General features: G+C 64.3%; 20 protein-coding genes and 1 other RNA gene. 15 read left to right on the top strand and 6 right to left on the bottom strand.

Features of this window, described 5'->3' with window-relative positions; genetic code table 11:
• The first annotated feature begins 50 nt into the window (after positions 1–50).
• Complete coding sequence (locus BJ122_RS15625) at positions 51–1,460, top strand: FAD-binding oxidoreductase (RefSeq protein ID WP_110782142.1); 1,410 nt, start codon at positions 51–53, stop codon at positions 1,458–1,460.
• 627 nt (positions 1,461–2,087) lie between these two features.
• Here the strand turns inward: BJ122_RS15625 and BJ122_RS15615 are convergent.
• From BJ122_RS15615 to ssrA, 5 genes are all read right to left on the bottom strand, one after another.
• Entirely contained in the window at positions 2,088–2,351 is a 264-nt protein-coding gene (locus BJ122_RS15615) for a ribbon-helix-helix domain-containing protein (protein ID WP_027277696.1), read from the bottom strand.
• Complete coding sequence (locus BJ122_RS15610) at positions 2,348–2,533, bottom strand: DUF4169 family protein (protein WP_110782141.1); 186 nt, start codon at positions 2,531–2,533, stop codon at positions 2,348–2,350. Before BJ122_RS15610 ends, BJ122_RS15615 begins: the two co-directional genes overlap by 4 nt.
• A gap of 271 nt (positions 2,534–2,804) precedes the next feature.
• Positions 2,805–4,232 carry a class II fumarate hydratase gene (gene fumC, locus BJ122_RS15605; protein WP_110782140.1) on the bottom strand — a complete coding sequence of 476 codons (1,428 nt, stop codon included), beginning with the start codon at positions 4,230–4,232 and terminating at the stop codon, positions 2,805–2,807.
• Positions 4,233–4,298: 66 nt separating this feature from the next.
• Entirely contained in the window at positions 4,299–4,796 is a 498-nt protein-coding gene (locus BJ122_RS15600; RefSeq protein WP_110782139.1) for an SspB family protein, read from the bottom strand.
• Positions 4,797–4,966: 170 nt separating this feature from the next.
• Positions 4,967–5,319: a transfer-messenger RNA gene (gene ssrA / locus BJ122_RS15595) on the bottom strand.
• 82 nt (positions 5,320–5,401) lie between these two features.
• Here ssrA and BJ122_RS15590 point away from each other — a divergent pair.
• From BJ122_RS15590 to BJ122_RS15545, 10 genes are all read left to right on the top strand, one after another.
• Positions 5,402–5,902 carry a tripartite tricarboxylate transporter TctB family protein gene (locus BJ122_RS15590; RefSeq protein ID WP_110782138.1) on the top strand — a complete coding sequence of 167 codons (501 nt, stop codon included), beginning with the start codon at positions 5,402–5,404 and terminating at the stop codon, positions 5,900–5,902.
• A gap of 7 nt (positions 5,903–5,909) precedes the next feature.
• Positions 5,910–7,427, top strand: a complete 1,518-nt coding sequence (locus tag BJ122_RS15585; protein WP_110782137.1) for a tripartite tricarboxylate transporter permease — start codon at positions 5,910–5,912, stop codon at positions 7,425–7,427.
• Positions 7,428–7,532: 105 nt separating this feature from the next.
• Entirely contained in the window at positions 7,533–8,555 is a 1,023-nt protein-coding gene (locus tag BJ122_RS15580; protein ID WP_110782136.1) for a tripartite tricarboxylate transporter substrate-binding protein, read from the top strand.
• 99 nt (positions 8,556–8,654) lie between these two features.
• Positions 8,655–9,449, top strand: a complete 795-nt coding sequence (locus BJ122_RS15575; protein ID WP_110782135.1) for a thymidylate synthase — start codon at positions 8,655–8,657, stop codon at positions 9,447–9,449.
• A 17-nt stretch (positions 9,450–9,466) separates the two neighbouring features.
• Entirely contained in the window at positions 9,467–9,967 is a 501-nt protein-coding gene (locus tag BJ122_RS15570; RefSeq protein WP_283808459.1) for a dihydrofolate reductase, read from the top strand.
• Positions 9,968–10,121: 154 nt separating this feature from the next.
• Positions 10,122–11,264 carry an FtsH protease activity modulator HflK gene (gene hflK, locus BJ122_RS15565; RefSeq protein ID WP_110782181.1) on the top strand — a complete coding sequence of 381 codons (1,143 nt, stop codon included), beginning with the start codon at positions 10,122–10,124 and terminating at the stop codon, positions 11,262–11,264.
• Positions 11,261–12,175: a protease modulator HflC gene (gene hflC / locus BJ122_RS15560; RefSeq protein ID WP_110782133.1), complete on the top strand. Its 915-nt coding sequence runs from the start codon at positions 11,261–11,263 to the stop codon at positions 12,173–12,175. Before hflK ends, hflC begins: the two co-directional genes overlap by 4 nt.
• Positions 12,176–12,329: 154 nt before the next feature.
• On the top strand, positions 12,330–12,530 hold the full coding sequence (locus BJ122_RS15555) for a DUF2065 domain-containing protein (RefSeq protein WP_110782132.1): 201 nt from the start codon (positions 12,330–12,332) through the stop codon (positions 12,528–12,530).
• A 224-nt stretch (positions 12,531–12,754) separates the two neighbouring features.
• Positions 12,755–14,236: a Do family serine endopeptidase gene (locus BJ122_RS15550; protein WP_110782131.1), complete on the top strand. Its 1,482-nt coding sequence runs from the start codon at positions 12,755–12,757 to the stop codon at positions 14,234–14,236.
• A gap of 498 nt (positions 14,237–14,734) precedes the next feature.
• Entirely contained in the window at positions 14,735–15,310 is a 576-nt protein-coding gene (locus BJ122_RS15545; protein ID WP_245407751.1) for a hypothetical protein, read from the top strand.
• On the opposite strand, the gene serB is transcribed toward BJ122_RS15545, so the two are convergent.
• Complete coding sequence (gene serB, locus BJ122_RS15540) at positions 15,280–16,173, bottom strand: phosphoserine phosphatase SerB (protein WP_110782130.1); 894 nt, start codon at positions 16,171–16,173, stop codon at positions 15,280–15,282. The two genes, BJ122_RS15545 and serB, sit on opposite strands and share 31 nt — an antisense overlap.
• On the opposite strand from serB, the gene miaA reads away from it, so the two are divergent.
• From miaA to ilvC, 4 genes are all read left to right on the top strand, one after another.
• Entirely contained in the window at positions 16,151–17,110 is a 960-nt protein-coding gene (gene miaA / locus BJ122_RS15535; RefSeq protein ID WP_110782129.1) for a tRNA (adenosine(37)-N6)-dimethylallyltransferase MiaA, read from the top strand. The genes serB and miaA overlap by 23 nt on opposite strands.
• A 386-nt stretch (positions 17,111–17,496) precedes the next feature.
• A complete protein-coding gene (locus BJ122_RS15530) occupies positions 17,497–19,275 on the top strand; it encodes an acetolactate synthase 3 large subunit (protein ID WP_110782128.1) in 1,779 nt (592 codons plus the stop codon).
• 192 nt (positions 19,276–19,467) lie between these two features.
• Complete coding sequence (gene ilvN / locus BJ122_RS15525) at positions 19,468–20,010, top strand: acetolactate synthase small subunit (protein ID WP_027277680.1); 543 nt, start codon at positions 19,468–19,470, stop codon at positions 20,008–20,010.
• A 396-nt stretch (positions 20,011–20,406) separates the two neighbouring features.
• Positions 20,407–21,426, top strand: coding sequence for a ketol-acid reductoisomerase (gene ilvC, locus BJ122_RS15520; protein ID WP_110782127.1), 1,020 nt, complete (start codon positions 20,407–20,409; stop codon positions 21,424–21,426).
• Positions 21,427–21,706 lie beyond the last annotated feature (280 nt).

The following is a 21,706-nucleotide window of genomic DNA, read 5'->3' as shown; positions in this document are numbered from 1 at the left end:
GTCCTTTGACAGGTTCGGCGCCGTGTCAGGAGGACGATGCAGTGGGTGTTATGATCGACAATCAACTTCAGCGTGTCGCACCGAAGGCGATCGCGGCCGCCATTGAAGCGCTTGCAGCGCGCTTCGGCAACCGCTTGATCACCTCAGCTTCGGTGCGCGAGCAGCACGCCCACAGCACCACCTGGTTGCCGGCGCAGCCGCCGGATGCCGTGGTGCTGGCGCGCGAAACCAAGGACATTCAGGACGTGGTGCGGATCTGCGCGCCGCTGCGCGTGCCGGTGATCGCATTCGGCACCGGCACCTCGCTGGAAGGCCATATCAACGCGCCGGCCGGCGGCGTGTGCATCGATCTGCGCGAGATGAATCGGATTCTCGACGTGCATGTCGAAGATCTCGATTGCGTGATCGAGCCTGGCGTCACCCGCAAGGCGCTCAATGAGCATCTGCGCGACCGCGGCGTGTTCTTTCCGATTGATCCCGGCGCCGATGCCTCGATCGGCGGCATGGCCTCGACCCGCGCTTCCGGCACCAATGCGGTGCGCTATGGCACCATGCGCGACAATGTGCTGGCGCTGAAAGTAGTGCGCGGCGATGGCGAGATCATCACCACCGGCACCCGCGCGAAAAAATCGGCGGCCGGCTACGACCTCACGCATTTGTTTTTGGGCGCCGAGGGCACGCTCGGCATCATCTCCGAACTGACCATCAAGCTGCGCGGCATTCCCGACACCATCGCGGCGGCGGCGTGCTCGTTCGAGACGGTGGAGGGCGCCTGCAACGCGGTGATCCTGGCGATGCAGACCGCGATCCCTGTAGCTCGCATCGAACTACTCAACGCCACGCAGGTGCGCTGCTGCAACGCTTACTCCAAACTCACTTTGCCGGAGACGCCGCTATTGCTGCTCGAGTTCCACGGCAGCGCCGCGGAAGTCGCCGAGCAGTCCAAGAATTTCGCGGCGATCGCCAAGGAGTGCGGCGGCGGCGAATTCTCCTGGACCACGCGCCCGGAAGACCGCAGCAAGCTGTGGCAGGCGCGGCACGATGCCTATTGGTCGGTGCGCGCGCTGCGCCCGGGCGCCGGCGTGGTCGCGACCGACGTGTGCGTGCCGATCTCGCGGCTCGCCGACTGCGTGGTCGAGACCGAAGCCGATCTGCAGCGCCTCAATCTGACCGCGCCGATCGTCGGCCATGTCGGCGACGGCAATTTTCATTGCTCGCTTTTGTGCGACGTCAACGATCCGGAAGAGATGGCGCGCGGCGAGGAGTTCATGCACCGGCTGGTCGAGCGCGCCCAGGCGATGGATGGCACCTGCACCGGCGAGCACGGCATCGGCCAGGGCAAGCAGAAATACATGGTGGCCGAACTCGGCCCCGAGGCGATCGAGGCGATGCGCGCGGTGAAGAAGGCGCTCGATCCGGACAACATCTTCAACCCCGGCAAGATCATCCCGCCGCTGTGAGGGCAAGTGGGCGCGGGGCGTGGTGGTTTCGATCCACGCTCCCGCACGGGGAGCGACCATCGGCAGATTGATAGCCGCACTGTCGAGGGCACGTTTCGATCCACGCTCCCGCGCGGGGAGCGACGGCCTGCCCCGCCCGTGAGCCTGTAAGGCTCGCTGTTTCGATCCACGCTCCCGCACGGGGAGCGACGGTCCATCCATAACCGATGGCGGCGCCTCTTGACATCAGCCGCGATGCGCGAAGCTCAAGGGGGCTGAGCGCTGGATGACGCTCGATGTTCGCGCGGGCTCATTTTGCGCCTGCAACGATAGCGGCGGGGCAGGGCGCGTGCGCTTGTGGTGCGCGCAGCCAAAATTCTCTGCGCGGCTGCTACCAGCTACGACAATGGGCGACCACGGATGTTGGCGTACCGCGCGTTGCAGAAACAACGCCCATTCTCGCCCGCGGCGATTGCCGCGTGCGTACCCAGATCTGGTGACGGTTCAGCGCATGTCAGCGCGGCGGTCGGCTGGACTCGTGAGCACAGCCAATCGCTCCCGGCGCTACCCACAACGCCAGGTCCACAAAACAATCGCACCTGAACGGTGCGATTGTTTGAAGATAGCAGCTGACGGGAAAGGCCGCGCTTAGTGCGCGGCCAAGCTTTCCGTCTTCACTTCTGGCACCGGCTGCACAGCGCGCGACCGGAAGTAGTCCAGCACGAACAGCCGGATCGCCGACGACAGGTTGCCCTGTTGGCGGTTGCTGTCGATTTCACCGACGAGCTCCGACAATGTCATGTCGCGCAGACCAGAAATTTCCTTCATACCGTTCCAGAACGCCTCTTCGAGGCTAACGCTGGTTTTGTGGCCTGCGACCACGATCGACCGTTTGACGACCGGCGATTTCATGACACGTCCCCGGTTATGCGATGTTGATCCAGTAGCTCTGTTGTACGCTTGGTCCGATGTTCGTCCCGCGCGCGCTCAGATTTAGTCCGGCCGAACCGCATCCGATTAGCTTCAGCTTGCTTTGCAGAATCTTCCCGCGCAGCTCGCTTCTTCACTCGGTTCAAATTGACTACGTCCCCCAACAGACGCCCCCATCAGCAAAGGCGTGACGACGGGAGGCGCTTACGGTCCGGTTCGCAGTGCTTAGCGGGGCCTCGGTCGGCTCGATCACCATCACGACAATTTCCTCATCGCTGCAATTGAGCCAGGCATCCTCCCGCGCGTATCCGGGAATTTGCTACCCTGCGCAAACGCTGCAACGGCAGTTGATCGATCCCCGTGGTTGCGCGATATGATTTACATCAATTCTTCGTGCGAGTACGGGGCTAGCGGTGGGGGGATACGCCCACGCGGTCATTTCGGGCGCGTCATTTTGTCTACCTGCACCAGACGATCGAATTCCGCGGCGGAAACCAGTCCCATACGCAATGCTTCCTGACGCAGAGTCGTGCCGCGTTCGTGGGCAGCTCTGGCGATTTTAGCGGCATTGTCGTAACCAATGGTCGGCACCAGCGCGGTTACCAGCATCAACGACTGTTCCAGCAGCTCATGAATGCGCGTCTCATGAGCGCGTATCCCGGCGACGCAGTGCTTAGTGAACGACCGCGTGGCGCTGGCGAGTAGTTGGATCGATTCCAACATGCAGTGCGCCATCACCGGCTTATAGACGTTCAGCTCAAAATGGCCCTGGCTGCCGGCCACGGTGATAGTGGTGTGATGGCCGAACACCTGGCAGCACACCATGGTGATCGCTTCGCTCTGCGTCGGGTTGACCTTGCCGGGCATGATCGAGGAGCCGGGCTCGTTGGCCGGCAGCAGCAATTCGCCAAGGCCGGAGCGCGGGCCTGAGCCGAGCAGGCGGATGTCGTTGGCGATCTTGAACAGCGCGGTCGCGACCGCATTGATGGCGCCGTGCACATAGACATAGGCGTCGTTGCTGGCCAGCGCTTCAAACTTGTTGGGCGCGCTGGTGAACGGCAGCTTGGTCAGCTCCGCGACCCGTTTGGCGAACAGCGTTGCAAATTGCGGATGGGTGTTGAGCCCGGTGCCGACCGCGGTGCCGCCCTGCGCCAGCGGATAGAGCGCTGGGCGTGCGTCCCGCAGCCGCATAAGCCCACTGTCGATCTGGGCGGCATAGCCGGAAAACTCCTGGCCGAGCGTCAGCGGGGTGGCGTCCTGGGTATGGGTGCGGCCGATTTTGACGATGTTGGCGAATGCGCGTTCCTTGGCGCGCAGCGCTGTGGCGAGGCCTGCCAGCGCCGGTTCCAGATCGGTGACGATCTGCTCGGTCGCGGCGATATGCATCGCGGTCGGGAATGAGTCGTTCGACGACTGCCCCAGATTGACGTGATCGTTGGGATGCAGTGGTTGCTTACCGCCGAGCGGCGCGCCGAGCAGTTCGTTGCCGCGGTTGGCGATCACCTCATTGAGGTTCATGTTGGTCTGGGTGCCGGAGCCGGTCTGCCAGACCGGCAGCGGAAAATGCTGGTCGAGCTTGCCGTCGATCACCTCGCGCGCCGCTTTGACGATCGCTTGGCAGCGGCGGCGGTCGAGCAGGCCGAGCTCGCGATTGGTTTCCGCGGCGGCCAGTTTCACCAATGCCAGCGCGCGAATGATCGCGATCGGCATCCGGTCATGGCCGATCTGGAAATTTTGCCGCGATCGCTCGGTCTGCGCGCCCCAATAGCGATCGGCCGGCACCTCGATCGCGCCGAACGAGTCGGTCTCGGTGCGGGTCGGCGGCTTGCTGGCGTTACGGGGGTGGCGGGACGATGTCGTCATGGGTCCTCATTCAAGGCGATGACGCGAGCTGTTGCTCCCGAACCCGCCAGCCAGGACCCCGGCGGGTTACTTTTTGCGGAACCGGTCGAGCCGCACCACTTCGGCGCCTTCGGTTGGCGAGGACGGGCGCTCGGGCGGCAGGGTGTCGAGTTCCGGCTCGGTGGCGGACAGTTCGGCGTCGGCATTGGCGACCGCGGTTTCGGCCGGCGCATCGGGCTCGAACTGCAGGCCGAATTCGACCGAGGGGTCAAGGAAGCTCTTGATGGCGCTGAACGGCACCACCAAGCGTTCCGGAATGCCGCCAAACGCCAGCCCGACCTCGAAATGATCGTCGGTCACCACCAGGTCCCAGAACTGGTGCTGCAGCACGATCGTCATTTCATTGGGATATTGCGCCTGCAGCCGGGGCGACAACTTCACGCCTTCCGCCTTGGAGAAAAAGGTGATGAAGAAGTGATGTTCGCCGGGCAGGCCGTGCTCGGCAGCGTCGGCAAGCACGCGCCGCAGCACGCTGCGCAACGCATCGCGGGCAAGAACATCATAACGGATGTGGTCGGTCGCCATGGTCGGTCCAGTCGTTCTGCATGATTCGCGATCGGCCAACACGGCTGGCCCCTGAGTCGCGGTTTGGCGTCATCGTAGCCCGGCTGCGATGGCAGGTCAGCCATTGCTGCGCCCGCGACGACGATTCTGTGCGTCTGTTGCGGGCGGACCAAGCCGGAAGTCGAGAAATGAGTGGAGGCTTCTGTTGCCAGGTGCCTCCGAACCCCGCCTAACGGAGCTTAACCCGTTAGGGCTTTAAGTCGGTCTTTCAAACTGCGTTACGCAGCCTGAGCAACCGGAGCATAGTTGTCGTTGGCAACTATTGCATTGGCCCGATGACGGCGGAACCATACCGAACAAAAGCTCGCCCTTTACGCCCTCGTCGATCCTATTTCGCCCCCGCCGAAACCCGGCAGAGCCGGGCTTGGGTGGAGGCGCCGGGTACCGCCCCCGGGTCCGAATGGTTTATTGCGACGGCCGTTTATTGTCATAGCCGGCGAACCGGCACCGCAAATATAGGCATCGCTACGCTGCTGGGAAGAGGCAATCGGCCGCTATCCCTGGTAGCGATCCTGGAATCAGTTGCATAAAGTCGCCAGGCGAGCAGACGCCAGGGGGATTGGGTAATGGGGGAGGATCCGCGCGAGGCGTCTGGCAAGTCATTGTGGCCGCGCTGGATTCGTGGGCCGCAGGAGTTTGCCGGCGGGCTGACCTTGATGGCGGTCGCCGCTTTGGCGCTGTGGGCGGCCCATGATCTCGGCGGTATGCGCGGCTTTGCGCCCGGCGCCGGCACGGTGCCGCGGCTGCTGGCCTGGATGCTGCTGGTGCTCGGCGGCCTGGTCACCGCGGTCGGTGTCTTTGTCGAAGGGCCGCGCATGGTGCGATTCGCCGGACGCGGGCTATTGTTCGTCGGGCTGGCGATCCTGGCCTTTGCGGTGGCGATCAAGCCGCTCGGGCTGCCATTGGCCGCGTTCCTCAGTTTCATGATCGCGGCGCTGGCGACCGCGGAAACCCGCTGGCGGGAAACCACGCTGGCGGGTCTTGGCCTCGCCGGGGCGTGCACCGTGCTGTTTCCGTTCGTGCTGCGGCTGCCTTTGCCGCTGCTGCCTCGCTTCCTTTTGCCGTGAGGACGCGATGGCCGATCTGATTTCCAATCTCGCCCTCGGTTTCGGCGTGGCGTTCACGCCGGTCAACCTGCTGTTCTGCTTGATCGGCGCGCTGGTCGGCACGCTTGTCGGGGTGCTGCCGGGCATCGGCACGGTGGCCACGGTCGCGATCCTGCTGCCGATCACCTTCGGCCTGCCGCCGGTCGGGGCGCTGATCATGCTGGCCGGCATTTATTATGGCGCGCAATACGGCGGTTCGACCACGTCGATCCTGGTCAACATCCCCGGCGAAGCGACCTCGGTGGTGACCACGCTCGACGGCTTTCAGATGGCGCGGCAGGGGCGGGCCGGACCGGCCCTCGCGATCGCCGCGATCGGCTCGTTCTTTGCCGGCTGCGTCGCCACCGTGCTGATCGCCCTTCTGGGCGGGCCGTTGACCAAGCTCGCGCTGATCTTCGGGCCCGCCGAGTATTTTTCGCTGATGGTGCTCGGCCTGTTGTTCGCGGTGGTGCTGGCGCGCGGCTCGGTGCTGAAGGCGATCGCGATGATCGTGCTCGGCCTGTTGCTCGCCACCGTCGGCTCCGACGTCGAGACCGGCGCCGCGCGCATGACATTTGGCGTGCTCGATCTGGCCGACGGCCTTGGCTTTGCGATCGTCGCCATGGGGGTGTTCGGTTTCGCCGAGATCATTCGCAACCTTGATCCCGGCATGGGCATCGATCGCCATCTGGTGCAGCGCCGCGTCGCCGGCCTGATGCCGGCGCGCAAGGATCTCGCCGACGCCGCGCCGGCGATCGGGCGCGGCACAATTATCGGTTCCATTCTCGGCTTGCTGCCCGGCGGCGGTGCGGTGATTGCCTCGTTCGCCGCCTATACGCTGGAAAAGAAGATCGCTCGCGTGCCGTCGCGTTTTGGTCGCGGCGCGATCGAAGGCGTGGCGGCGCCGGAAGCCGCCAATAATGCCGCGGCGCAGACTTCATTCATTCCGCTGCTCACGCTCGGCATCCCGCCCAATGCCGTGATGGCTTTGATGGTCGGCGCGATGAACATTCATGGCATCGTGCCAGGGCCGCTGGTGATGCAGAAACAGCCCGATCTGGTCTGGGGGCTGATCGCCTCGATGTGGATCGGCAATTTGACGCTGCTGATCATCAATCTGCCGCTGGTCGGGGTCTGGGTACGGCTCTTGCGGGTGCCGTATCGGCTGCTGTTTCCGGCGATCGTGGTGTTTTGCGCGATCGGCATCTACTCGATCAACAACTCGGCGTTCGACGTCATTCTGGCCGGAGGCTTCGGGCTGTTCGGCTATTGGCTGATCAAGCATGATTTCGAGCCGGCGCCGCTGCTGCTCGGCTTGGTGCTCGGCCCGCTGATGGAAGAGAACCTGCGTCGTACCTTGATGATCTCGCGCGGCGACGCCACCGTGTTTCTCACCCGGCCGCTATCGGCGGCGCTGCTGTCGTTAGCGCTGTTGTTGCTGATCCTGGCAATTTTGCCTTCACTGCGCAGGAAGCGCGACGAAGTCTTTGTTGAGCCTAAAGGTTGATCAGCCGCCGCGCTTACAGCTAATAACTTGACGCTGGAGCCGATCGCCGGACAATGGGCGGTAATTTTGATTAGTGACAATTTTTCGGAATAATCGGGTACCATTATGAATTTTATTGCTCGATTGCTATCTGTCGGCACGCTTTCGCTTTCATGCCTGACGAGCGTCGCAGCAATGACCGTGCCGGCCCGCGCGAGTGACTATCCGTCACGACAGGTAACGGTGATTGTGCCGTTTGCGGCCGGCGGGCCAACTGACACGGTCGCGCGGATCGTCACGGCGCAGATGTCGAAATCGCTCGGCCAGAACGTAGCGGTTGATAACAGGGCAGGCGCGGGCGGTACCTTGGCCACTTCTTTAGCGTCGCGCGCCGCCGCCGACGGTTACACCTTGATTGCTGGTCATATGGGCACCCACGCCGCCGTGGTGTCGCTGTATCCGACGCTCAATTATCATCCCAAGCGCGATTTCGAGCCGGTGTCGCTCCTGGCCGGCACGCCGATTGTGATCCTGGCGCGCAAGGATTTCCCGCCAAAAAACCTTGAGGAATTCGCCGTCTATATCCGGGCCAACACCGAGCGGCTCAACGTCGCCCATGCCGGCATCGGCTCGGTGTCTTATGTGTCGTGCCTGGTGCTGCATCGCCAGCTCGGGGCGCGGCCGACCGGGGTTCCGTTCAGCGGCACCGGTCCGGCGATGGCGGCGCTGGTCGCCGGCGAGGTCGACTATATGTGCGACCAGATCGTCAACGCCGTGCCGCACATCAAGAGCGGCGCCATCAAGGCCTATGCGATCGCCATGCCCGAGCGCAGCCCTTCGCTGCCCGACGTTCCGACCACCGCCGAAGCCGGGATGCCCAGCTTCCAGGCGCGGGCCTGGGTCGCGATGTTCGCGCCCAAGGGCACGCCGCCCTCGTTGATCGCGGTGCTCAACGCCGCCGCATCGCGCGCGCTCGATGACGACAATGTTCGCAGCACCTTGCAGGCGCTGGGCGCCGTGATTCCGCCGCCCGAGCAGCGCACGCCGGGCGCGCTGGCCGATCTGGTCGACGCCGAAATCGACCGGCTGAGCCCGGTGTTGTGGCAGGCCGCCAACTCAACCGCTCACATCGACAGTCCCTGGAAATGATCCCGCTCATGGGATTCAAGGCTTGTTCAAGGTAATCTGGCCAGCCATGGTGCCGCAGCGGCCCAGGCCCTGGCCCCTTTGAACGAGCGCTCACACGACATGCAGCAATATCTCGACCTGCTGGCTCGCATCCTGAACGAGGGTGCGGAGAAGGACGACCGTACCGGCACCGGCACGCGGTCGGTGTTCGGCCATCAGATGCGGTTTGATCTGACAGCCGGCTTTCCGATGGTGACCACCAAGCGGTTGCCGATCAAAGCGATCGTGCATGAATTGCTGTGGTTTTTGGCCGGCGACACCAACATCAAGTACCTGAAGGACAACGGCGTCTCGATCTGGGATGAGTGGGCCGATGCCAATGGCGATCTCGGCCCGGTCTATGGCGCGCAGTGGCGGTCCTGGCCGACCGCCGAGGGCGGCAGCATCGACCAGATCGCCAATGTGGTCGACATGATCAAGCGCACGCCGGATTCGCGGCGGCTGATGGTGACGGCGTGGAACCCGGCCGATGTCGAGCGCATGGCGCTGCCGCCGTGTCACTGCCTGTTTCAATTCTATGTCGCGCGCGGCCGGCTGTCGTGCCAGCTCTATCAGCGCTCAGCCGATGTGTTCCTCGGCGTGCCATTCAACATCGCGTCCTATGCGCTGTTGACGATGATGATGGCGCAGGTCACCGGGCTGGAGCCGGGCGAGTTCATCCATACGTTCGGCGACGCTCACCTCTATTCCAACCATTTTGAACAGGCCCGGCTGCAATTGACGCGCACGCCGCGCCAGCTGCCGACCATGATCCTCGATCCCGACGTGAAGGACATTTTCGCGTTCAAGATCGGTCACTTCAAACTCGAGAATTATGATCCGCATCCTCACATCAAGGCCGAGGTTTCGGTGTGAGCGCGCCGGTCGAGATCGTGCTGGTGGTCGCGGTGGCGGACAATGGCGTCATCGGTCTACAGGGCGCCATGCCATGGCGGCTGCGCTCCGATCTGCGCCGCTTCAAAGCGCTGACGATCGGCAAGCCGGTGCTGATGGGGCGGAAAACGTTCGCGTCACTGCCGCGGCCGTTGCCGGGGCGAACCAATATCGTCATCACCCACGACCGCGCGCTGAAGTTGTCGGGGGCGCTGACCACCTCGCTCGATGAGGCGCGCGCCATTGCCCGCGGCGATGCGCTGCGGCGTTTTGCCACCGAGATTGCGGTGATTGGCGGCGCGGAGATTTACGCCCAGTTCCTCGCGGAGGCCGATCGCATCGAGTTGACCGAGGTGCATGCACGCCCCGAAGGCGACACGTTTTTCGCGCCGCTCGATGCTGCGCTTTGGCAGGAAACCGAGCGCGTCCGGCACGCGGCGGGCGAGGGCGACACCGCCGATTTTTCCTATGTGACCTATCGCCGCCGAACGCCGCGTTAACCGCTAGCGACATAGCTTGCATTGACTTTTTCAGGTTCGATCTTAGCTCGTGGCGACGTGAAGCTGCGTTGTATGGGCTGTGCCCGTCCCCTATAAAGTCGTGCATGTTGCGCTGGACATTGTCTTTTTGGGCCGGCGCGAAGGAGATTTGTCGATGCCGTGGAAGAATCAAGGCGGAGGCCCTTGGGGGCCGGGACCGAAGGGGCCCTGGGGCACGGGGCCGCAACCGACGGGACCAAGGCCGCCGGACCTCGAGGATCTGTTGCGCCGCGGGCAGGACCGTTTGCAGCAGCTGCTCCCCGGGGGGCATTTCAGCGCCATGGGCATTGCCCTGATTCTGGTCGGTGCGCTGGCGGTGTGGGGCCTGTCCGGCTTCTTCCGCGTGCAGTCCGAAGAACTTGGCGTGGTGCTACGCTTTGGTAAGCATGTTCGCACCGTGCAGCCGGGTCTGAACTATCACCTGCCGTACCCGATCGAGACCGTGCTGCTGCCGAAGGCGCTGCGCGTGTCGACCATCAATGTCGGCATGACCACTTTTGACGACACCGGCCGCCGTGGCCGCACGGTGCGTGACGTGCCGGAAGAGAGCTTGATGCTCACTGGCGACGAAAACATCGTCGATGTCGATTTCACCGTGCTGTGGCGTATCAAGCCGGACGGCGTCGGCGACTTCCTGTTCAACATCCAGAACCCGGAAGGCACCGTGAAGGCCGTCGCCGAAAGCGCGATGCGCGAAGTGATCGGCCGCTCCAACATTCAGCCGATCCTGACCGGCGCCCGCTCCACCATCGAAAACGGCGTGCAGGACCTGATGCAGCGCACGCTCGACAAATACGGCGCTGGCGTTTTGGTGCAGCAGGTGCAGCTGCAGAAGGTCGACCCGCCGGCGCAGGTGATCGATGCGTTCCGCGACGTGCAGGCGGCCCGTGCCGACCTCGAGCGTCTGCAGAACGAAGCGCAGACCTATTCGAACCGCGTCATCCCCGATGCGCGCGGCCGTGCGGCGCAGATCATCCAAGGCGCGGAAGGCTACAAGGAGCAGGCCGTCGCCGAGGCCAAGGGTCAGAGCGCGCGCTTCCTGAAAGTGTATGACGAATACAAGAAGGCTCCGGACGTGACGCGGGAACGCATCTATCTCGAAACCATGGAGCGCATTTTGGGCGGCTCCGACAAGCTGATCGTCGATAGCGGCGCGGCCGGTTCGCAGGGCGTGGTGCCGTATCTGCCGCTCAATGAATTGACGGCGCGCCGTCCGGCCGCCAATGCGGGTCAGCAGCAGAGCGGAGGCAACCGATGAAGGCCGGCATTTCCGGAGTGGTAGCGCTGATCGTTCTGCTGGTCGCGGTCCTGATCGGCTATGCGTCGATCTTCACCGTCAGGCAGACTGAACAGGTGCTGGTGGTCCGGCTCGGTGAGCCGGTGCGGGTGGTGACCGAGCCTGGTCTGCACTTCAAGGTGCCGTTCGTGGATGCGGTGATCTCGCTCGACAAGCGCATTCTCGATCTTGAAAATCCGTCGCAGGAAGTGATTGCCTCCGACCAGAAGCGCTTGGTGGTCGACGCGTTCGCCCGCTATCGCATCAAGAATGCGCTGCGCTTCTATCAAAGCGTCGGCACCGTGCAGGCCGCCAATGTGCAGCTCACCGCGCTGCTGAACGCGGCGTTGCGCCGCGTGCTCGGCGAGGTCACCTTCATCGAGGTGGTGCGCGACGAGCGCGAAAGCCTGATGAACCGCATTCGTGAGCTTCTCGATCGCGAGGCGGACGGCTATGGCATCTCGGTGGTGGATGTTCGCATCCGGCGCGCCGACCTGCCGGACCAGAACAGCCAGGCGGTCTATCAGCGCATGCAGACCGAACGTCAGCGCGAAGCGGCCGAGTTCCGTGCGCAGGGCGGTCAGAAGGCGCAGGAAATCCGCTCCAAGGCCGATCGTGAAGCGACCGTGATCATCGCCGAGGCCAATTCCAAGGCCGAGCAGATCCGCGGTGAAGGCGATGGCGAACGCAACCGTCTGTTCGCCGAAGCCTATGGCAAGGACCCGGACTTCTTCGCGTTCTATCGTTCGATGAGTGCGTATGAGCAGGGCCTGCGCAGCAGCGACACCCGCTTCCTGCTGAAGCCGGACTCGGAGTTCTTCAAATACTTCACCGGCGGGGCTTCTGGTCGTGGGCAGGCCCCCGCTGCCGCCGCCGCTCCGGCGCGGCAGTGACCCAACAACCGGACGGCGGCGTTCTTGACGCAGCGCCGTCCGGACCTGCTATATCTCGACACCAGGGCCGGCGTTCGCGCCGGCCTCTTGCTGTCAATGTGATTGCGGTCTCTCGACATCGGCCCGAGGCCGTCCAGCTAAGGACCAGGGGCGGATGACGTCATTCGCGTTCACCGACTTGCTGATCGGCGTCGGGGTGGCGTTTTTTCTGGAAGGCTTGTTGTTCCTGGCCAGCCCGTCCTGGATGCGCCGGGCCATGGAAAGCACGCTGGCGGCGCCCGACCGTCTGCTGCGCATCGCCGGGGTGATTTCGGCGCTTGGCGGGCTGATGCTGATCTGGATGGTGCGCCATTGATCAGGCGCCGGCCATGAGTCCGGCCATGAATACGGTCGGCGTGACGGCCATCATGCCAATCGCAAAACTATGCCAATCCCGACCCTCCACGTCATCGTGAGCGAAATTGCACGCTTTTGCCCGGCAGGGCCGCGCCGGATGGGATAAGGTTGCGGCCGCGCTTGGCTGCCGGAGCGGCCGCAGGCTAACGTGTTGTTCGCCCCGATTCCAGGAGACCCCTGCACATGCCCGCCGCGATCCGAGCCTCCCGCCGCCCGCGCCTCAAGCTGACGGCCTGCCTTGCCGTGGCCTGCGCGCTCATCGCCGCACCTGCTGCTGCGCGCGGTCCGGAAGGGATCGCCGACGTCGCCGAAAAGGTGATCGACGCGGTGGTCAACATCTCCACCACCCAAACCGTCGACAAGAGCGGCGGTGACAACAAAGGCGCCACGCCGCAATTGCCGCCCGGCTCGCCGTTCGAGGAGTTTTTTGAGGACTTCTTCAAGAACCGGCGTGGCGACAAGGGCACCGGCCCGCGCAAAACCAATTCGCTCGGCTCCGGCTTCATCGTCGATCCGTCGGGCGTCGCGGTGACCAATAATCACGTCATTGCCGACGCCGATGAGATCAACATCATCATGAACGACGGCACCAAGATCAAAGCGGAGCTGGTCGGCGTCGACAAGAAGACCGATCTGGCGGTGCTGAAGTTCAAACCGCCGGCCAGCAAGCAATTGGTGTCGGTGAAATTCGGCGACAGCGACAAGCTGCGGCTCGGCGAATGGGTGGTCGCGATCGGCAACCCGTTCTCGCTCGGCGGCACCGTCACCGCCGGCATCGTGTCGGCGCGCAACCGCGACATCAATTCCGGCCCCTATGACAGCTACATCCAGACCGACGCCGCCATCAATCGCGGCAATTCCGGCGGTCCGCTGTTCAACCTCAATGGCGAAGTGGTGGGCGTCAACACGCTGATCATCTCGCCGTCCGGCGGTTCGATCGGCATCGGCTTTGCCGTGCCGTCCAAAACCGTGGTCGGCGTGGTCGATCAGTTGCGCCAGTTCGGTGAGCTGCGCCGCGGCTGGCTGGGCGTGCGCATCCAGCAGGTCACCGACGAGATTGCCGAGAGCCTGAACATCAAGCCGGCGCGCGGCGCGCTGGTCGCGGGCGTCGAGGACAAGGGTCCGGCCAAGCCGGCCGGCATCGAGCCGGGCGATGTGGTGATCCGCTTCGACGGCAAGGACATCAAGGAACCGAAGGATCTGTCGCGCGTGGTCGCCGACACCGCGGTCGGCAAGCAGGTCGATGTGGTGATCATCCGCAAGGGCAAGGAAGAGACCAAGCAGGTCACGCTCGGCAAGCTCGACGACACCGACAAGCCGCAGCCGGCCTCGGCCAAGACCCAGCCCGAAACCGACAAGCCGGTGACGCAAAAGGTGCTTGGCCTGGATCTGGCGCCGCTCAGCAAGGAACTGCGCGCCAAATACAAGATCAAGGAGGCCGTGAAGGGCGTGCTGATCACCGGCGTCGACGCCGATTCCGACGCCGCCGAGAAGCGGCTTGCGGCTGGCGACGTGGTGGTCGAGGTGGCGCAGGAGCCGGTCGGCAGCGCCGCCGACATCAAGAAGCGCATCGAGCAGATCAAGAAGGACGGCAAGAAATCGGCGCTGCTGCTGGTTTCGAACGGCGCCGGCGAACTGCGCTTCGTCCCGGTCAGCGTGCAGTAGGGCGGGCGTCAGCCCGGCTGGTGCTGTCGCCGGACGTGCGCAAATAGCAGAGCAGGGTGCAGTTCGTTCTGCACCCGCTTTGGGCGCGACCCGTCACTCTTGCCATGGCATTGCCGCGCGGCTCTTTCCCTCCCCCTTGCGGGGAGGGTGGCGCGTCGTGAGCGCAGCGAACGACGGGCCGGGTGGGGCAGGCCGCGCCCCCGTTGCTGCGGCTTCTCAACCACAGCAACGCCAACCGCGTTGGCCCCCACCCCGGCCTCCGCTGCGCTCGGCCGACCCTCCCCGCAAGGGGGAGGGAGATCGCTGGTGCCGACGTCCCCTGAACCAGCTCCTAAAACCTGCTCCCGATACCATCAGACCCGCATGCGCGCCCGCAGCTGCCCGTCGGCCGTGGTTCTTGCTATATCGATCTATGGCCAAATCGCCGGCACGGGACCATAGCTTCACCGCAAAGCAGCCCGCGCCCGGTTGGCGGTGGGCCGAGACGGGTGAGTGGTGGTGAGCGTCGTTGAATTTCAAAATTGTCTGCAGCAACACGCCACGGCGACCGCGGCGCTGGTGAGCTGGTGCCGGGTGCGCTACCCCGGCCGGGCCGAGACTTTGTCGGCCACCGTGCTGCAGGATGGCCCCGCCGACCCGCGCCATTATGACGGCGCGCTGAACCTGTTGCCCGACGACGTGCTGTTCTGCCGCCGCGTGCGGCTGCAATGGGGCGATCTGGTGATGTCGGAGGCGGAGAACTGGTATCTGCCAAAACGGCTGCCGGAAACGATGCGCAGCGCGCTGAGGCGCAGCAATCGGCCGTTCGGGGCGGTGGTGGCGCCGCTCGCGCCGCTGCGCACCACCATCGCCATGCTGACCGGCGCCGAACTGCGCGGCGAGGGCGAACTGGCGACGCGGCTGCGCGCGCAGATCTCACGGGCCGGGGTGTTTTCGGCGCCGGAGGCGTTTGCGCTGCATGTCACCGCGGTGATGACCGCAGCCGGGGTCGAGCTCGCCGAACTGCGCGAGCATTATCGGCGTGAACTGTTGGAAGCGCCCGGTTACTCGGTCACGAATTCCGAGCGCTTATAACCCTGGGCATAGAGCAGCGCGGTCAGATCGCCATGGTCGATGCGCGCATGGGCCGCGGCGGCCACCGCCGGCTTGGCGTGATAGGCGATGCCGAGACCCGCGGCCTGAATCATGCCGAGATCATTGGCGCCGTCGCCGATCGCCAGCGTGTCGATGCCGTCGAGATCGTAGGCTTCGCGCAGCTCGAGCAATGCCGCGAGCTTGGCGTCGCGGCCCAGAATCGGCTCCTCGACCGTGCCGGTGAGCTTGCCGTTCTCGACGCCGAGTTCGTTGGCGCGGTTTTCTTCGAAACCGAGCTGCGCGGCGATCGCGCGGGTGAACTGGGTGAAGCCGCCTGACACCAGGCAGGTATAGGCGCCGTGGGCGCGCATGGTCTGCACCAGCTTGCGGCCGCCCGGCGTCAGCGTGATGCGCTTTTTCAGCACCTCGTCGATCACGCTGGCCGACAGCCCCTTGAGCAGCGCCACCCGTTCGCGCAGCGCCGGTTCAAAGGCGATCTCGCCCTGCATCGCCCGTTCGGTGATCGCCGCGACATGGGATTTCAGGCCGACCAGATCGGCGAGTTCGTCGATGCATTCCTGGCCGATCATGGTGGAATCCATGTCGGCGAGAAAAAGCTTCTTGCGCCGCGCGGTCTGCGGCTGCACCACCACGTCGATCGGCAGGCCGCCGAGCGCGCCGCGCAGCCGCTCGGCGAGCGGGGCGATGTCCTCGGTCGAGGTGAAGGCGATATCCGCGGCAATGCCGGGATTGAGCCAGGTGATGTGGTGCGGCTCGGGCAGCACGGTGCGGGCGGCATCCAGCACGGTGCTATCGAGAGCGGGTTGGGTCGGATTGCAGATGAGCGTGGCGACGAGCGACATGAGCGGGGCCAGTCTAGAGCAGGCGAAGGCCGTGCTTATCGCAGGGCCAACCGCCAGCGGCAAGTCGGCCTTGGCCTTGCGGCTGGCCGAGACAGAGGGCGGTGTCATCATCAACACCGATTCGATGCAGGTTTACCGCGATTTGCGCGTGTTGACTGCACGTCCGAGCAAGGAAGAGGAGGCGCGGGCGCCGCATCGGCTCTATGGCACCGTCGATGCCGCGCAGAATTTTTCCGCCGGCGCCTGGCTGGATGCGGCCGCCGCCGCGCTCGCCGAGGCGCGCGCGCAGCGCCGCCGGCCGATCTTCATCGGTGGCACGGGGCTATATTTTAAGGCGTTGACGCGCGGTCTTGCCGCCGTGCCGCCGATTGCGCCGGAAATCCGCGAGGCGGTGCGGCAGCGGCTCGAGCAGGACGGCGTCGCCGCGCTCCATGCCGAGCTGGCGCGCCGCGATCCGGAAGGCGCGGCGCGGCTCAATGTCGCCGATCGGGTGCGGGTGGCACGGGCGCTGGAAGTGCTGGAAGGCACTGGAAAACCGCTTGCCGCCTGGCATGGCGAAGCGTTGCCGCCGCTGTTGCCGGTGCACGAGGTCGGGGCCGCGCTGTTTCTGGCGCCGGAGCGCAGCGCGCTGTATGCGCGAATCGACGCGCGCTTTGCGGCGATGCTGGAGGCCGGCGCGCTCGATGAGGTGGCGGCGCTGCGCGCCCGCCGGCTCGATCCGCTGCTACCGGCCATGAAAGCCCATGGCGTGCCGGCGTTGATTCGCCATCTCGACGGCGAATTGTCGCTTTCGGAAGCCGCCGCGATCGGCTGCGCCGACACCCGGCATTATGCCAAGCGGCAGTTCACCTGGTTCCGGCACCAATTGCCGGAATTTGCCTGGGTTACGCCGCAGGAGGCGGAGGAGCTGCTGGCCGCGTCGCTGCGGGGCGCCTGAAACGCGCGGAACCGCACGTCCGCCGTCATAGCCCCAAACTGCCGGTCCCACAGCCAACAAGCGTTGCCGAAATGATGGGCGAGGCCATTGCCGCCTGCGCTTTTTTGGCGCTCGAAAGCGTGAACAATTCCAGCTAAGGTTGGATACGAAGGTGTCTTCCCCGCCTTGACATTCCGGCTTGCGCCGGTATGGTCCCGCGCAACCTTTGAGAAGCCTGAGCTGCCCGATGCGCAATTTTGTTACCAAGCTTATCGTCGTAGTCAGGCGCACCGCCTTGGATAGCTGATGCCATCCAGGATAGGCGGTGCGTGCGGGGCCTCAGGGGGCCCTTTTTTTATTGCTGAGTGTCACAGACCCGCGCCTGCAGGGCGCACCCGGAGCCAGCCATGAGCGATACCAAAAGTCACGACGCCAACCAGATGACCGGCGCAGCCATGATCGTGCGCGCCATGAAGGACCACGGCGTCCAGCACATTTTCGGCTATCCCGGCGGCTCGGTACTTCCAATCTATGACGAGCTCTATCAGCAGTCCGACATCCAGCACATTCTGGTGCGGCACGAACAGGGCGCCGGCCACGCCGCCGAGGGCTATGCCCGCTCGACCGGCAAGCCGGGCGTGGTGCTGGTGACCTCCGGTCCCGGCGCCACCAACATGGTGACCCCGCTCGCCGACGCGCTGATGGACTCGATCCCGCTGGTGTGCATCACCGGCCAGGTGCCGACCCATCTGATCGGCAATGACGCCTTCCAGGAATGCGACACGGTTGGCATCACCCGGCCGTGCACCAAGCACAACTGGCTGGTGCGCCGCATCGAGGACCTGCCCAAGGTGCTGCATGAGGCGTTTTATGTCGCGACCAGCGGCCGGCCCGGCCCGGTGGTGGTCGACGTGCCGAAGGACGTGCAGTTCGCCACCGGCACCTATCATCCGCCGCGCAAGTCCGACGTGCACGTCTCCTACGCGCCGAAGCTGAAGGGCGACGCCGCGCAGATCCGCAAGGCGGTGTCGCTGCTGGCGCACGCCAAGAAGCCGGTGATCTATTCCGGCGGCGGCGTGGTCAATTCCGGCGATGAAGCCTGCAAGCTGCTGCGCGAGCTGGTCGAGCTGACCGACTTCCCGATCACCTCGACTTTGATGGGTCTCGGTGCCTATCCGGCGTCGGGCAAGAACTGGCTCGGCATGCTCGGCATGCACGGCACCTACGAGTCCAACATGACCATGCATGGCTGCGACGTCATGCTGTGCATCGGCGCGCGCTTCGACGACCGGATCACCGGCCGTACCGATGCGTTCTCGCCGGGCTCCAAGAAGATCCACATCGATATCGACCCGTCGTCGATCAACAAGAACATCAAGGTCGATGTGCCGATCATCGGCGACGTTGCTGACGTGCTGCGCGATCTGATCGCCGCGTTCAAGGCCGAGGGCAAGAAGCCCGACACCAAAGCTTGGTGGCAGCAGATCGGCACCTGGCGCAGCCGCAATTCGCTGGCCTACAAGCAGAACCACGACCTGATCATGCCGCAATACGCCATTCAGCGGCTGTATGAGGCGACCCGTGGCCGTGACACCTACATCACCACCGAAGTCGGTCAGCATCAGATGTGGGCGGCGCAGTTCTACGGTTTTGAGGAGCCGAAGCGCTGGATGACCTCGGGCGGTCTCGGCACCATGGGCTACGGCCTGCCGGCGGCGGTCGGCGTGCAGGTCGCCCATCCGAACAGCCTGGTGATTGATATCGCCGGCGACGCCTCGGTGCAGATGACCGGGCAGGAACTGGCGACCGCGGTGCAGTATGAACTGCCGATCAAGGTGTTCATCCTGAACAACAACTACATGGGCATGGTGCGCCAGTGGCAGCAATTGCTGCACGGCAACCGCTTGTCGCATTCCTACACCGAGGCGATGCCGGACTTCGTCAAGCTCGCCGAGGCCTATGGCGCGGTTGGCATGCAGGTGATCAAGCCCGGCGATCTCGACGGCGCGATCATGGAAATGATCAAGGTGAAGAAGCCGGTGCTGTTCGACTGCCGCGTCGCCGCGCTGGAAAACTGCTTCCCGATGATCCCGTCCGGCAAGGCGCATAACGAAATGCTGCTGCCGGCGGAAGCCACCGACGAAGCGACCGCAGCCGCCTTCGCCGGCGGCAAGGCGCTGGTGTGATGAGCCACACGCGCTGGTCACCTCTCCCCGCATGCGGGGAGAGGTCGGCTGGCGAGCGAAGCGAGTAAGCCGGGTGAGGGGGCGTTTCGTCGCGCCGAGAGGCCGCACCTCCCTCAGCCCAGCCCTCTCTCCGCAAGCGGGGAGAGGGAGCGCACCGTGCCCGATCATTCATTCGAAGACGAGAACGCCGTCATGAATCAGCCCGCATCCGCCTATTTCCTTGAAGACCGCAAAGACCCGATCGAAACCCACACCCTGTCCGTGCTGGTGCAGAATGAGCCCGGCGTGTTGGCGCGGGTGATCGGACTGTTCTCCGGTCGCGGCTACAACATCGAGAGCCTGACGGTCTCCGAGACCGAAAGCCAAAAGCATTTGTCGCGCGTCACCATCGTCACCACCGGCACGCCGATGGTGATCCAGCAGATCAAGCATCAGCTCGATCGCATGGTGCCGGTGTATCGCGTGGTCGACATGACGCTGACCGGCCGTTCGATCGAGCGCGAACTGGCGATGGTCAAGCTGCGCGGCGTCGGCGAGCACCGTGTCGAGGCGCTGCGGTTGGCGGAAGCGTTCCGCGCCCGCGTGATCGACGCCACCATCGAGAGCTTTGTGTTCGAGATCACCGGCAATTCCGCCAAGATCAATCAGTTCATCGAGCTGATGCGGCCGCTCGGTCTGGTCGAAGTGGTGCGCACCGGCGTCGCCGCGATCGGCCGCGGCCCCGAAGGCATGTGACGCGGTCTCTGCGCCGCAGCTGCGCCTGAGCTGTCCCCCCGGCGGCGTTGCCGTCGCCGGATTGGGGGCGGTCCGGGCGGCCATCGGCCGAGGTTCCGTCCGTCCGCGGCTGTGCCGTCCCGCTGATGAACGGTCACCTTGCTGCAATCGCTGGTGAAATCGCCGCGAGCCACGAGCTTTCCGCCTGGCGAGAAGGTGTTTTCGGCTCGCCGCGCGCGGTGGGTGCTGCGCCAGCCATGACGCCAGCAAAACGTCGCATTTTGCTGGCGCGGGCTTGTCTCGCGACAGCCGCCGCCCTAAAAACCGGCGACATTTCAATAAACCCGGTGCCCCGGGCGCCTTAGTTTTATCAACTGGCTGGGTTGACCCGTTCAGCCGCCGAGCAAAGGAACGACCATGCGTGTTTACTACGATCGCGACGCCGATTTGAATCTCATCAAGGGCAAGAAGGTCGTCATCATTGGCTACGGCAGCCAGGGCCACGCCCATGCCCTCAACCTGAAGGATTCCGGCGTCAAGGACGTGGCGATCGCGCTGCGTGCGGGTTCGGCCACCGCCAAGAAGGCGGAAGCCGCCGGTTTTAAGGTGATGGAAGTCGCCGAGGCCGCCAAGTGGGCCGACGTGATGATGATGCTGACCCCGGACGAGCTGCAGGGCGACATCTATCGTGACCACCTGCACGACAACATGAAGCAGGGCGCCGCGCTCTTGTTCGCGCATGGCCTCAACGTGCACTTCAACTTGATCGAGCCGCGCGCCGATCTCGACGTGCTGATGGTCGCGCCGAAGGGCCCCGGCCACACCGTGCGCGGCGAGTACCAGAAGGGCGGCGGCGTGCCGTGCCTGATCGCGGTGCACCAGGATTCCTCGGGCAACGCCCATGACCTCGGCCTCAGCTACGCCTCGGCGATCGGCGGCGGCCGCGCCGGCATCATCGAAACCACTTTTAAGGAAGAGTGCGAGACCGATCTGTTCGGCGAGCAGGTGGTGCTGTGCGGCGGCCTGGTCGAACTGATCAAGGGCGGCTTCGAGACCCTGGTCGAAGCCGGCTACGCGCCGGAGATGGCCTACTTCGAGTGCTTGCACGAAGTGAAGCTGATCGTCGACCTGATCTATGAAGGCGGCATCGCCAACATGAACTACTCGATCTCCAATACCGCGGAATATGGCGAATACGTCACCGGCCCGCGCATCGTGACCGCGGAGACCAAGAAGGAAATGAAGAAGGTTCTGGAAGACATCCAGAACGGCATCTTCACCCGCAACTGGATGCTGGAAAACAAGGTCAACCAGACCTCGTTCAAGGCCACCCGCGCCAAGCTGGCGCAGCACCCGATCGAGGAAGTCGGCGGCAAGCTGCGCGAGATGATGCCCTGGATCAAGAAGGGCGCCTTGGTCGACAAGTCGAAGAACTAAGCGTTGTTACTCTCCCCGCGATGCGCGGGGAGAGGGCGGCTCGCGCTTTGAGCCCGCAACGCTTGGTTTGATACTAACTGCCAACGGGATCGCGGCAACGCGGTCCCGTTTTTTTGTTTTGTGATTTTGATTTCTCGTTTTGTGATTTTGATTTGAGATCATTGTTTTTCGCGCGCTGTCATTGCTGTGCATGTTCAACAATTCGGTGATCGAATCCGCCCTTCAGGGAGGCTTCGATGCGTGACAATAGCTTTGATCGGACGATCGAACGGAATTACAT

It is taken from the genome of Rhodopseudomonas faecalis (assembly GCF_003217325.1).
Taxonomy (GTDB): domain Bacteria; phylum Pseudomonadota; class Alphaproteobacteria; order Rhizobiales; family Xanthobacteraceae; genus Rhodopseudomonas; species Rhodopseudomonas faecalis.
Note: the sequence above shows the minus strand (reverse complement) of the source record. Positions and strands in the feature narration are given on the sequence as shown.